Genomic DNA, 14,301 nt, shown 5'->3' with positions numbered 1-14,301 from the left:
GTGCTTGCTATTGATTTTTTTGTGTTTTTAAATCGCATACAAGGTCAAATATATAAAATGAAGTCCACTATTTACTTAATAAGTCGCAGTTTTTCATTGAAATAGGTTCTGTTGCTGTATTCTGTGTTTGAGATGGATGAAATTTTTAAAGCATGTTTTGTTACGTGTTTTTTTAATTCACGGCTTTTTTGATTACTATGTAATAATCTTAAATAGTTTGATTTGAATTCTTATTTATATAAGTTACATTTGTTTTTGTAATTTAATAATTATTTCTATTTAGAGTTAAATATTTTAAATTATAGAAACTTTATAATATATATTTAATAAGTATTAACAGTGTTGTAATAAGTTGTTAGTAAAGTGTTTATGTAGCCAGTCCATGGTGGTTTTATTTTAATCTCAAATAGGTGTTTTAAACTTTAAATTTGGAATAATACAAATGAGAATTAATATTTTGAAAGCTTAATAAATATAGGGTGTGTCTGAAGCCCTTCTGCCTGTAATTATAATATTTGGCTTCAGATAAAACGTATCTTAGTCTTTTAAAGAATAAATAAATAATGATGAATAAGTATGTAGTGATAACTTTTCTTTTTTTGCTGACAGTGCTTTCAGTACAAGGAAAAAATAAAAGTTTTGTAGAAAGTGATTTCGATACCGTTCCTAAGCGTGTGGTTTATAAAATTATAAACGGGGACACACTAATCATGGATATCTATAAACCAAAGGGTTTTAAAAAGAAAAAATCATATGCTACACTTGTGTTATTCTTTGGAGGTGGCTGGAAAAGCGGAAAACTGTCTCAGTTAGAACCACAAGCAAAATATTTTGCGTCTCGAGGAATGGTGACTGTCTTAGTAGATTATCGCGTAGAAACTCGTCAGAAAACAACTCCTTTTGAAGCTGTTAGTGATGCTAAATCTGCAATCCGATTTTTAAGAGCAAGCGCGGAGACCTATAATATCAATCCAGAAAAGATTGCCATAATGGGAGCTTCTGCTGGCGGACATATTGCGGCGGCCACAGCAATGATTCCTGGCTTAGACGAACCTGATGAAGATATTTCGGTTAGTGCGGCAGCGAATGCTTTAGTGCTTTTAAACCCGGTTATAGATAATGGTCCTGGAGGCTATGGATACGACAGAATTGGAGAGCGTTATATGGAAATTTCGCCATTACATAACGTAAAAAAAGGTGCGCCTCCCACTATTATGTTTTTCGGTACCAAAGACCAGCATGTGCCTGTAAGTGCTATTAAAAAATTCGAGTCGGCTATGAAAGCAGCAGGAAATCGTTGCGATCTTCATTTGTACGAAGATCAACCTCACGGATTTTTTAATAAAGGCAGACAAAAGGACGATAAATATTATATAGAAACGGTTCGTGAATCCGATTTGTTTTTAAAATCTATTGGTTATCTAAAAGGCAAGCCAACTATTTAATCAAAGTTTAAAGCGAAAATATTATAAGGAATGCCTTATATAAATTTAATGGCAAGCTTTTTTATGGCTAGAAAACAGTGGTAGATTTTTTAGTTTTAAACTGACGGTTTAGAAACGAAATACCACAATATAAAGAATGTTAATAATGAAATTATTTAAAAATACTATAGTCCTAGTATGTTTGACAACAGCTTGTATGTATACTGGTTTTGCTCAAGAAAGTACCATGCTTAACAACCCTCAGCCTACCGAACAAGCAGTATGGAATAAAGTAAACGAAGAAGCTATTTCTGGTACATCAGAGAGTGCGTTCGAAAAACCAAGTTGGGGACATTACACACAAAAAGGAGATGTTGTTTACGCGCATGTTGTGGATTGGCCAACAGATGGTAAACTGATTATAGATAGGAATATAAATGTAGAAAGTGCTTTTTTAGATTATGGGAAGAAACGTTTAAGAACGAGGTTGGTAAATGGAAATCTCACCATTTTTGTTCCGGAAAAAGCCCCAAGTACATTGGCTACAGTTATAAAAATACAATTAACACCTACGGAAGATTGGGCCGGTTTGGAACGTTATAGAACAGAAAATGAAGCACTAAAAGCACCCGCTAAAAATGAAAATCGTATTGTGTTTATAGGTAATTCTATAACCGATTTTTGGACACGAAATCATGGTGTGTTTTTTGAAGAACACCCATCTTTTGTCAATCGAGGAATTAGTGGGCAGACAAGCGGACAAATGTTATTGCGATTTAAATCGGATGTGATTGAGTTACAACCCAAGGTGGTCGTGATTTCTGCTGGAACGAACGATATTGCTGGAAATAGAGGGGCAATTAGTATAGAGCGTATTGCGACTAATATTTTTTCTATGGCAGAGTTGGCACGAGCAAATGGTGTAAAAGTTATTTTGGCTTCTATTTTGCCTGCGTCTAGTTATTCTTGGAGTCCGTCTGCAGACCCTGGAGATAAAATAATAAAATTAAATACGCTTATTAAGGCTTATGCGAATACCAACAAAATGGTCTATCTCGATTATTATACTCCAATGGTAAATGAAGAAAAAGGATTAAAAAAGGAGTTAGGTAAGGATACTGTTCATCCCAATGCAGAGGGCTATCTTATCATGGAGCCTTTAGTCCTTGATGCTATTAAAAAAGCATTATAGTAATTTAATACACTCTATTAAATGGCTTAAAAATCGTGAAATTTTGAAACGAGAATACTTCGGGTTACATTAAAAAAATACAAGATGAAATTAAGAATACTACTACTTTTAAACCTATTGTTTGTCTTGAAACACAACGCACAATCTTCTTTTTATCCATTGCCTTCAGATTTGTATACTACGAATGCATTGGTAGTTAATCGTGAATCTAATCCAGAAAAGCGTGTTAAGTCTCTAGTTGATATGGAAACACCTAATGAGGAAGTTAAGGATCGAAATGCTAAAGATGCGGTTTTAATGATATATTCCAAAAAGGATTTTTCTGGAGAGGTACGTGAGGTGTCTTGTGGATATTATAATGGTGATTTAGGAGTGTATGATGATTGGGGAATGTCTTTTAAGTTAGAAAAAGGGTATATGGCCACATTTGCGCAAGATGTAAATGGTTTGGGGATAAGTAAAGTGTATATTGCTCAGGATCATGACGTCGCTATTAATATGCCTCCTGAGTTTCAAAATTCAATATCTTTTATTCGTGTTAGTCCGTGGTTTAGTGCGAATAAAAAAGGAGCTAGTGGTAAAGGGCTACAAATAACCAATAGTCTGAATCCGAGTTGGTTTTACAATTGGGGAAGTGTAGGCGAGAGTACGGCAGATAGACAATTTGTACCAATGACTTGGTCTGGAATTCCATCGTTAAGTAAAGTGGAAGAATTAGGACGTAATATGGGATATAATAATTATTTAGCATTTAACGAGCCGGATGGACCCGACCAGGCAAATATGACAGTTGAAGAGGCGCTTGAAGGATATAAAAATATGCTAGCGTCAGGTTTGCGATTGGGAGCACCAGCAGTTACTCATGAAAATCGAGGAATTGCTTGGTTAGATGAATTTATGGCCCGTTGCAAAGCTCTTAATTATCGGGTAGATTTTATACCTATTCATCATTACGTAAGAAGAACTACCGAAGGTTTTAAAACGTGGATAGAGGAGAAGGTTTATAATAAACATAAATTACCTATTTGGGTGACAGAATATAATTACGGTAACGCTAATTATTCGGCATTAATCACAGACGAAGTGACGCTAGAGAAATTAAAAAGTATAAATAACATGCTAGATACGACTTCCTATATTGAGCGTTATTCAGCGTTTTATTTTCAACCCAATAAGGGACAATTAACTTTTTTTAGTCAGCGCTCCCCTCTAATTTTAAACGATACAGGTAAATATTACCGGGATCATGAAACACCTACAGGATACATTCAAGAGGAATATAAATAAAAACAGCATGAAAATGGATTACTCCAATTCTCATGCTGTCTGGTTTTATATGCTATTTGGTAATTTCTAAACGTAGCAGTTAAGCAGTATTTACCAAAATAAACAATATAGAGCAGCTGTAACAATACAGATTACAAAAGCTCCAATGTTGAATAGTGGTGACGTTTTAAATAATTCTTTAGACAATGTAATTCCTTTTTCATCATCCGCTCCTTTGTTTTGTAAATAACTAATAAGCACGATAACTAGCATAGTTAGTAATGCTGTAAGCCCCATTTGGTGCATCCAAGGTTCTAATCCGGCAATTGGAATAAACTTAAGAGCTAATGCTATAGGAATTGATAAAAGTGCGCCCCAAATTGCCCCGTTATTTGTTGTTTTTTTCCAAAAAAGACCCAGAATAAATACAGCTAATATCCCTGGACTAACAATTCCTGTCCATTCCTGAATAAATTGAAAAGCTTGATCTATTCCTCCTAATAAAGGTGCCATAATTACGGCGATAATTAATGCCACTGCGGCAGAAATACGCCCTACATTTACCGTTGTTTTACTACTCGCATTTTTGTTAATGTATTGCTTGTAAATATCCATTGTAAAAATGGTTGATGTCGAATTTAACATGGATGCCAAAGACGATACAATAGCTGCGGCTAATGCGGCAAAAGCAACACCTTTTAATCCAGTTGGTAAAAATTGTAGTAACCACGGATAAGCCTTGTCGGCTTGTCCAGAAGATGGAATACTTAATTGTCCAGCTTCTCCTAATCCCGCCATGATCTCTGGATCGTTTACCATAACATAGGCTGCAATCCCTGGAATTACTACTATAAGTGGAATAATTATTTTTAAGGCAGCCGCTAATAGAATACCTTTTTGAGATTCTTTTAAAGATTTAGCCGCTAATGTTCTCTGAATTATATATTGATTAAATCCCCAATAGTAGATGTTTGCAACCCATAAACCACCAATTAAAACCCAAACACCTGGCAAGTTTAAATAATTACTATTTGTAGATCCATCAGAGTTGAATTCATCTAATATCATGTGGAACTTATCTGGAGCAGCATCCAAAACTTTTGAGAAACCGGCCAACATACCTTCTCCTCCAGACACTGTATTTAATGCTAAGTACGTAGTTCCTAGACCACCTAACACTAAGAAAACAACTTGGATAACATCTGTCCAAGCGACAGCAGATAAACCACCATATAAAGAGTAGGCTGCAGCAAATAGAGCCAAGCAAATAATGGCGGTCATCATATCTACACCAAGTATGGTTTCTATAGCTAGACCTCCTAAATATAAAACAGAGGCTAGGTTCACAAAAACATATAGTGCGATCCAGAACACCGCAAGGATAGTTTTTAAGTTCGTTGAGAAGCGTTTTTCAACAAATTCAGGAATAGTATATAGTCCCTTTTCAATAAAAATAGGTAAAAAGTATTTACCAACTATAAGTAAGGTAATGGCGGCCATCCATTCGTACGAGGCGATTGCTAGACCTAGCGCAAATCCAGATCCAGACATCCCAATAAATTGTTCGGCAGAAATATTAGCAGCAATTAACGAGGTTCCAATAGCCCACCATGGTAAGGATTTACTTGCCAAGAAGTAGTCTTCAGCATTTTTTTCATGCCCCTTTTTATCTCTAGAAACCCATAAACCGACTCCTAAAATAAGTACAGCATAAGCTATAAAAACAACGTAATCCCAAAATTCAAATCCGCTAGTCATAATTAGTTATATTAATTGTTAGTTGTAATGCAATTGTTTAGTTAGTATTAGTTTGTCAAATATAAATAAAAAATATTTATAAGCAGACTAGTACCTACTAGTTTGTTTGTTGATTTTGTTTTACCTTTGTAATATGAGCGTTATTACTATTGATAAAAAAACTGGTACACCTAAGTATAAGCAGATTATAGAGTCTATTGAGCGCGCTATAATGTCTGGAGATTTAAAAAAAGGAGATCAGTTACCTTCAATAAACACTGTAAGAGATGCTCATAATTTGTCTCGCGATACCGTATTGGCTGCCTTTAATGAATTAAAAACGAGAGGTATTATCCAATCCATTGTAGGGAAAGGTTATTACGTGTTAAACGATAGTATTGCTATCAGTCAGAAAGTGTTTTTATTATTCGATGAGTTAAATTCTTTCAAAGAAGATTTATATAATTCTTTCGTAGCTAACTTAAATAGCGATATCCGCGTAGATATTTATTTTCACCACTTTAATGAAGATCTTTTCCGCAATTTGATATATGAGAATATTGGTGTGTATAATTATTATGTTATTATGCCTGCCAATCTCAAAAACACGAATCTTATTATTGAAAAATTGCCTAAGGAAAAGGTGTATATTTTAGATCAAATGCATTCAGAGTTAAAACAGTATGCCGCTATTTATCAAAACTTTGAAGAAGATATTTTTAGTAAGCTTACAGAAGCATTACCACTTATCAAGAAATATTCTAAGATTATTCTTCATTTTTCGGAAAAAAATCAGCCTTTAGGAATGCGTAAAGGATTCCTTAAGTTTTGTAAATCACAGCATTTAGAATACGAAATAATTTCTTCTTTAAAAGATCGTATGATTACTAAAGGAGAGGTTTATATACTTCCAGACGATAAAAATTTACTTCGAGTAATAAAAGGGATGAAAACTCAAAAATTAATGCTTTCTAAAGATGTAGGTATTATCTCTTATAATGATACGCTTCTTAAAGAAATTGTAGAAAATGGTATTACAACCATTTCTACAGATTTTAATTACATGGGAGAACGTTTGGCTCAGATGATACTAAATAATGAGCAGTTACATATTGAGAATGTAAATACATTAATTCTTAGGAATTCATTATAAAAATTTAAGGTATAAAAATATGAATACGACTTTAATTAATACTGTGAAATCAAGTTTTATAAATAAATTTGAAGCAGAACCTGTATTGATTTTTTCTCCGGGAAGAATTAATATTATCGGAGAACATACCGATTATAATGATGGTTTTGTATTTCCAGCGGCGGTAAACAAAGGTATTGTAGCTGCCATCCAAAAAAGTGAGTCTGCGGAATCGGTTGCTTTTGCAGTAGATAAAAATGAAAGCATTGCTTTCGATTTAAACAATCTGAAGCCCTCTACTAAAGGATCTTGGCAGAATTATATTTTAGGCGTTATATCCGAAATACAGAAAAGACATCATACTATAGGTAATTTTAATATCGCTTTTGGTGGCGATATTCCAGGAGGGGCGGGCATGTCTTCGTCTGCTGCTTTAGAAAACAGTGTTGTGTTTGGTTTAAATACAGTGTTCGATTTGGGATTGTCCAAACACGATATGATTTTAATTTCACAAAAGGCCGAACATAATTATGTGGGTGTAAATTGTGGTATTATGGATCAGTATGCAAGCATGTTTGGTATCGAAAATCATGCGTTATTACTAGATTGTAGAACAGTAGAAGCAACGCCTTTTAAGATAGATTTTAAAGATTACGAACTCCTTCTAATAAACACGAATGTAAAACATAGTTTGTCGGATAGTGCTTATAATGACAGACGTTCGGTATGCGAGTCTGTGTCCGAATTCTTAAATATAAAAGCATTAAGAGATGCAACAGTAACAGATTTAAACACTATAAAAACTAAAATTACACCGGAAAATTATCAAAAAGCATTATTTGTTATAGAAGAAAATAATCGTGCCATTGCCGCGTCTAAAGCGATGAAGGCCGACGATTTAGTTGCTCTAGGAGAACTTATTTATGCGTCTCACGATGGTTTGCAGAATCAGTATAAAGTGAGTTGTGAAGAATTGGATTTTTTAGTTTCAGAAACAAAAGCGAATCCAAATATTTTAGGTGCTAGAATGATGGGTGGCGGTTTTGGTGGCTGTACAATTAACTTAATTGCGAAGTCCGAGGTCGACGCATTTAAAGATCATATAGCTGAAGCTTATAAAACTAAATTTGAAAAGGAGTGCTCTATTTACGAAGTGAAACTTTCTGATGGGACTCATATAATTAACGAATTAAAACAATAAAAATGAAAACCGATTTACAAGATTATTCTCATAAACGTTTTAATATCCTTACTGGAGAATGGGTTTTAGTATCACCGCATAGAGCAAAAAGACCATGGCAAGGTCAGAATGAAGAAATTTCTAAAGAAATACGTCCTTCACACGATCCTACATGTTATTTATGTGCTGGAAACACTAGAATTAATGGTGAAATAAATCCAAATTACGAAGATGTGTTTGTGTTTACAAACGATTTTGCAGCCTTACAAAACGATTCTAAATCGTTTCAAATAAACGATGGATTATTACAAGCCCAGAGTGAAACAGGAATTTGTAAAGTGGTTTGCTTCAGCCCGGATCATTCCAAAAGTTTAGCAGATATGTCTGCAACTGCTATTGAAAAAGTAGTTTTTGCTTGGCAAAAGGAATACAAAGAACTTGGTAATATTGATACGATTAATTACGTACAGATTTTTGAAAATAAAGGTGCTGTAATGGGGTGTAGCAATCCGCATCCACACGGTCAGATTTGGAGCCAATCTACTTTGCCAAATGAAGTCGATAAGAAAGATAAAGCACAATTAGCATATTACAATACCAATACGAGTAGTCTTTTAGGTGATTATCTTGGACAAGAGTTAAATGAAAAAGAGCGTATCATTTTCGAAAACGATGCTTTTGTTGTTTTAGTACCGTTTTGGGCTGTTTGGCCATTCGAGACTATGATTGTTCCTAGAAGAGCGCAAGGCAGTATTTTAGATTTAAACGCGGAAGAAACTTTACTTTTTGCAGAAGCTATTTCTGCAATTACTAAAGCCTACGATAAACTATTTAATACGTCATTTCCGTATTCTAGTGGGATACATCAATCGCCGACTAATGGAGAAGATAACAGCCATTGGCATTGGCATATGAGTTTTTATCCGCCTCTTTTAAGAAGTGCTACGGTTAAGAAATTCATGGTAGGTTATGAAATGTTTGGATCACCACAAAGAGATATTACGCCTGAAGTTGCGGCAAAGATGTTGGCAACTTTAGTAGAATAAGATTCTATTAATTAATAATAATTTTTCTCCCTAAATCAAAACCAACGCTTTGCATCTATTGCAAGGCGTTTTTAAATTTATGTCGCTACAAGTTTTCTAAAAAAGAGTAGAAGTTATAATGCGGTTTACTGTATATACAAAAGTAAAACTTTATAAGGTCTGGTCTTAGAGTGAATTCCTATCAATAAAATTGAACTTATTTTTACCTTTTTGTTTATTCAAAATCATTTGAGACGCTGTTTCTCCCATAGCTTTAAAATCTGTTGAAATTACGGTGATCCCTAGAAGTTCTTTTAAAGGCGTGTCGTTATAAGATATAACACCAATATTTTTTCCAATTCAAAATTATATTCACGTATAGCTTTAACTAAATTCACCAAATCAGATTCTTCAATAGTAATAAAAAGGTCACCTTCCTTCAGGATAATATCTTCATAAAGTTCGTCGATAACTTCAAAATTCATGCTGTAATTAATACAGAATTTTTTAAATCCGTGTAAAATACGTCTTGGATACGGGTAAACCGATTTATCGGGATATATTAAAAGTATGGTCTTGTACGTCTTATTTTTTTTCGTAACCTTCCACTAAGGCATTATAAATATCATTTTCAAAATCCTGATATACTTCTATATCGGCTTCAATATTTACTAGATTATTATTGTTCTCCACTTATGTATATTAGCATGGCTTTGTATATACCCCATAGTGCAGGGTAGATATAAAATCTGTTTACACTATTTTTATACATGAAAATATAAGACTTGTAGATTGCTCTACAGGCTTTTATTTAATGTTCTTTATAAATAAAGCTTTTGTAGCTTTTTTTGGTGGTTACAAAAGTCTAGGTAAGCGCTGTGGTAATACAGGAGTTTTTTTGTTATATTTATTAATTAATTTGTTTTTTTAGAATTGTTTTAAAGCCTTTCATGAGTTGAAATATATCAATGAAAGGTTTTTTTTGAAAAAATTAAATGACATGAAATTACACGAATCTCACATTTCAGAATTCAATAAAAAATCTATTAATGAACATCAAAATCGATTAATTTTTCAACTTACCGTGCGAGTTTCGTACATATCGATTAGAACGGAAATCCGTTAACACCTTTATGTATTTACACAAAGCCATTAGATCAGGATATTATTGAATCTTATTATAAAACACACGTTCCTAAAGATGCATTTTTAAAAACAACAGGCTGAGCAGATTTAAGTATATTAATTCTGGATTACAATTGTATTGGCTAAAAAAGAAGCAACCGGAAGTTATTAAGAAGATAAAATATGTGTTGTATTTACCTCAATATTTGATTTACATTTTTAGAGGGATTCCTTTAAGCGAATACATTAGTATGGGTTGCTATAAAGGGCTTTGGAACTATCAAGAAAAAGATTATCACGAGTGGGGTTATAAGGAAGAACTACATAAAATATTATCTCCAATAGTATCGACTGAAACCAGTCTAAATATGAACAATGGGAAGCATATTAAAACTGGAGTTGGGATTCATGACAGTTCTTCGGCGCTGTTTTTTCAGAACAAAATACAATAGGTGTTTATTGGAGAATTACTGACATTTAAATATGTTTAAAAGCACCATCATCTTTTTAAAACCCTATCGTTTGATATATTTTAATTATTGTTCTTACTAAGATAACCGTGCTTTATTGCAAGCGTGGTTCTTCTACTTCAATTTCTAATCATTCATCCTCATCTAATATTGGATAACATATATTTTTGATTTGAAATTGTTAAATTTGAAATGTTATAGCGGTAAAAAAAGAATAAAACGTTTAATATGGAAAAGATTATTTGGGGAATTATTGGTTGTGGAGATGTTGCAGAGGTTAAAAGCGGACCTGCTTTTTACAAATTAGAACATTCGGAATTAAAGGCGGTTATGCGAAGAGATTTATCTAAAGCTAAAGATTTTGCTAAACGCCATCATGTTAAACAGTGGTACGATAATGCGACTTCTATATTGGAAGATCCTGAAATTCATGCTGTGTATATCGCGACACCGCCAGCATCTCACTTACATTATACTTTAGAGGCCATTAAGGCCGAAAAACACGTGTATTTAGAGAAGCCAATGGCATTAAACGCCAATGAAGCGAAACAAATTATCACAGCATTAAATAGTTCAACAACAAAACTAACGGTTGCGCATTACAGACGTTATTTACCTGCTTTTGTAAAGGTACATGAGCTTTTAAAGAATCACGACATAGGAGAAGTGTTGTTTGCAGACATTAAAATATTACAAGCGAGAAAGTCTCATTTAATCGCACAGTCAGATGAACTATGGCGCCTAGATCCTAAAGTGTCTGGTGGAGGCTTATTTCATGACTTAGCGCCACATCAATTGGATCTAATGTATTTGTATTTCGGGGAATACAATAGTGCTAAAGGGGTTTCGGTAAGCCAAAATAAAACAGAAGCAGACGATATTGTTAATGGTATAATCGATTTTAAAAACGGAGTCCAATGTCGTGGTATTTGGGCTTTTAATGTCGCAGAAGACGATCAAAAAGATGAATGTATAATTTACGGAACCCAGGGCAGAATAGTTTTCTCTTTTTTTGGAGAGCAAGTAACTTGTCTTAAAAATGGAGTCGAGCATACTTACACATTTACAAATCCGGAACATGTGCAACAGCCTATGATTTCTGCTGTTAATAATTATTTTTTAGGTCTTGGCGAAAATCCATGTACAGCAGAGGACGCCCTAAGGGTAACCGAAATCATGGATGCATTTACAACTAAAAATTCCTGAAATTCTATTGGGTAATACTTGGTGTGCTTTAAATGTAATATAGTATTTCCAAATTATAATTTATGGAGTAAAATAAAATCATAATATGCTAAAATGGATGTCATTTTAGTTCTTCTAATCGTATATAAAAAGTGAAATAAGTTCTAAAAGACAGTCTGTAAAGGCTGTCTTTTTTATGTTAGTTTAGGTTGTATTTTGTTAATTGTCAATAAATTAATGGTTTCTGATTGGTTTTAAATATGATAAAAGTCATGATTTATGTAAAATAAATATCAGACTTTTGTCAATCTTTTTGCCTAGAAAAGAGTAACTAAAAACAATTATAATGAAAAAATTACATTCCTTTCACATCCCCGTAATGGGAATTGGGTTTACCGCAGATACGCCACTTAAGGTATCTCACTTAGGAATTGATTCCGCCATATCTTTAGTAGATGATATTTTACTCGAAAAGCTTCGTAAAATGTACTGTAAGATGTTTGATTTACCATATGACGAAATAGATAATTCTGAACCGGATTTTAGAGCAAAACGTATTACATCGTATTTAGATATGATACATGAGGTAACCGAAGAGAAATTCAATCAACTTAAAGATCTTAATAAATCCTGTACAGAAGAGTTGAAGCATTATTTAAATTTATTACCAAGCACTTCAGAAATGAAATCTCAGTTTGTTAATGCTATTTCTGAAACCATTAATTTAGATAAGGCTAAGAAATTCTTGTCGGATAATCTAGTTAAAGGTAGTATAGATGTTAATATTATGACTAAAGTCGATAAAGACAACTATAAAGATAAAACTAAATTACCAGTAGAGTATAATGATGCACATGCAGCATTAAGAGGCTATGCCAATTCTAATTTAAACTCGTCTTTAATTTTATCTGCAGGAATGAATCCGCATCTCTTTAGTTATTTAGAAAACTTTAAAGATTTTTATCCAGATGTAACGGGTTATATTAAAAAGAAAGTCATTCTAAAAGTAAGCGATTACAGATCTGCTTTAATTCAGGGTAAAATTTTAGCCAAAAAAGGGATTTGGATTTCAGAATTTAGAGTAGAATCGGGATTAAACTGTGGCGGACATGCATTTGCAACAAACGGATTATTATTGGGACCTATACTAAATGAGTTTACGATTAATAAGCAAGTTTTAATAAACGAGCTTCACGACTTACTTACTAAAGCGCTAACAGCTAAATCTTATCATGTTCCAGAAATGCCTTTACCTGTTAAAATTACGGCTCAGGGTGGTGTTGGAACAGCCGAAGAGCATGAATTTTTATTAAGTAAATATAATCTTGATTCTATTGGTTGGGGAACCCCATTTTTATTAGTGCCCGAAGCGACTACGGTAGATAATGAGACGTTAGATCAATTGGTGAAAGCAAAGGAAGACGATCTGTATTTAAGTGATATTTCGCCTTTAGGAGTGCCTTTTAATAGTATGAAAGGTAATACTAAAGACCTAGAAAAATATAGAAATATAGATAAAAATAGACCAGGAAGTGCATGCCCAAAAAAGTTTGTTGCTTTAAATAAGGAGTTCTCTGAAGAAGGCTTGTGTACGGCATCTAGACAATATCAACATTTAAAAATTATGCAATTAGATGAACAAGGTTTAGAAGCCTCTGCGTATAATAAAGCATTAGATAAGATCACAGTAAAATCTTGTACATGTGTAGGCTTAGGAACTTCGGCTTTATTAAAGTATAATTTAGATACAAAAACGGAGGGAGAAGGTGTTTCTGTTTGTCCTGGTCCGAATATGGCTTATTTTTCAAAAATAATGAGTTTAAAAGAAATGACGTCTCATATTTATGGAGAAATTAAAGGTGTGGTTTCTGCTCATCGTCCTAACATATTTGTAAAAGAGCTTAGTATTTATGTAGATTATATTACTGAAAAGTTTAATGAATCGCCCACTATCTCTAATAAGAGAGAAGAAAAATACTTTGTGAATTTTATTGAAAATTTAAAAGAAGGTGTGAAGTATTACGAAAATATGTTAGAAGAGACTAAAGCATCTTTTGAAACAACTAAAAATACCATTTGCGAAGGTTTAGAAATTGAATTAAATAGATTAAAAGCACTTAGAGCTAAAGTAGATGAAGCGATTTTAATGACCTCATAATTAAAATTTTCACGATTTAGATTGTAGAGAAAAGCCTTGCATTGCAGGGCTTTTTTTATGCGCTTTATGGATTTAAATGAGCAATGCCATTCTTTTTATGGCTTTTACGGATGCAATTATTTCTAATATAAATCAGTTTTTATAATAAGGGAATAAGAAAACGTACTTTGGATACCTCTGCTTATTAACGTTAAAAAAATATGCGATACTGTTAATTAGCTGTGGTAAATAGTGCTAGTTTTGAAGTGTCCTTAGTGTGATTTTGGGGCATAAACATCAAAAAAAATAGAAATAATTTTTTAAGTTAAATATATATAGTTTAACTTAAAATTGTACAAGAGAATACTATAAAGATCTTATTATTTTGTAGATTTGATAGAGAGTCAGTAGAAATTAAATAGTAGTTT

The 14,301-nt window shown here is 33.1% G+C and carries 10 protein-coding genes; 9 read left to right on the top strand and 1 reads right to left on the bottom strand.

The window, feature by feature from the left end; genetic code table 11:
• Window positions 1-608: 608 nt before the first annotated feature.
• From ACKC83_RS16695 to ACKC83_RS16685, 3 genes are all read left to right on the top strand, one after another.
• Window positions 609-1,445, top strand: a complete 837-nt coding sequence (locus ACKC83_RS16695; RefSeq protein WP_434036411.1) for an alpha/beta hydrolase — start codon at window positions 609-611, stop codon at window positions 1,443-1,445.
• 145 nt (window positions 1,446-1,590) lie between these two features.
• The gene (locus tag ACKC83_RS16690) at window positions 1,591-2,616 is read left to right on the top strand and encodes a GDSL-type esterase/lipase family protein (RefSeq protein ID WP_434036410.1); all 1,026 of its coding nucleotides are present in this window, start codon (window positions 1,591-1,593) and stop codon (window positions 2,614-2,616) included.
• Between the two features lie 84 nt (window positions 2,617-2,700).
• Window positions 2,701-3,903, top strand: a complete 1,203-nt coding sequence (locus tag ACKC83_RS16685) for a glycosyl hydrolase (RefSeq protein WP_434036409.1) — start codon at window positions 2,701-2,703, stop codon at window positions 3,901-3,903.
• 90 nt (window positions 3,904-3,993) lie between these two features.
• Here the strand turns inward: ACKC83_RS16685 and ACKC83_RS16680 are convergent, their stop codons facing one another.
• The gene (locus ACKC83_RS16680; RefSeq protein WP_434036408.1) at window positions 3,994-5,640 is read right to left on the bottom strand and encodes a sodium/sugar symporter; all 1,647 of its coding nucleotides are present in this window, start codon (window positions 5,638-5,640) and stop codon (window positions 3,994-3,996) included.
• Between the two features lie 133 nt (window positions 5,641-5,773).
• Between ACKC83_RS16680 and ACKC83_RS16675 the strand changes: the two genes are divergently transcribed.
• The 6 genes from ACKC83_RS16675 to ACKC83_RS16650 all read left to right on the top strand — a co-directional run bounded on the left by ACKC83_RS16675 (window position 5,774) and on the right by ACKC83_RS16650 (window position 13,894).
• Window positions 5,774-6,772, top strand: a complete 999-nt coding sequence (locus ACKC83_RS16675) for a GntR family transcriptional regulator (protein ID WP_434036407.1) — start codon at window positions 5,774-5,776, stop codon at window positions 6,770-6,772.
• 19 nt (window positions 6,773-6,791) lie between these two features.
• Window positions 6,792-7,952: a galactokinase gene (gene galK, locus ACKC83_RS16670; protein WP_434036406.1), complete on the top strand. Its 1,161-nt coding sequence runs from the start codon at window positions 6,792-6,794 to the stop codon at window positions 7,950-7,952.
• Window positions 7,953-7,954: 2 nt separating this feature from the next.
• Window positions 7,955-8,977, top strand: coding sequence for a UDP-glucose--hexose-1-phosphate uridylyltransferase (locus tag ACKC83_RS16665; RefSeq protein WP_434036405.1), 1,023 nt, complete (start codon window positions 7,955-7,957; stop codon window positions 8,975-8,977).
• A 1,238-nt stretch (window positions 8,978-10,215) separates the two neighbouring features.
• Window positions 10,216-10,533, top strand: coding sequence for a hypothetical protein (locus tag ACKC83_RS16660; RefSeq protein ID WP_434036404.1), 318 nt, complete (start codon window positions 10,216-10,218; stop codon window positions 10,531-10,533).
• A 246-nt stretch (window positions 10,534-10,779) separates the two neighbouring features.
• Window positions 10,780-11,757 (top strand): Gfo/Idh/MocA family protein, encoded by a 978-nt coding sequence (locus tag ACKC83_RS16655; protein WP_434036403.1) that lies wholly within the window; start codon window positions 10,780-10,782, stop codon window positions 11,755-11,757.
• Window positions 11,758-12,082: 325 nt separating this feature from the next.
• On the top strand, window positions 12,083-13,894 hold the full coding sequence (locus ACKC83_RS16650) for a hypothetical protein (protein WP_434036402.1): 1,812 nt from the start codon (window positions 12,083-12,085) through the stop codon (window positions 13,892-13,894).
• Window positions 13,895-14,301: the final 407 nt, after the last annotated feature.

This window comes from Formosa bonchosmolovskayae (assembly GCF_051016085.1).
In the GTDB taxonomy this organism is placed as follows: Bacteria; Bacteroidota; Bacteroidia; order Flavobacteriales; family Flavobacteriaceae; genus Formosa.
The sequence above is the reverse complement of the archived record's forward strand: the minus strand, read 5'-3'. Positions and strand labels throughout refer to the sequence as shown.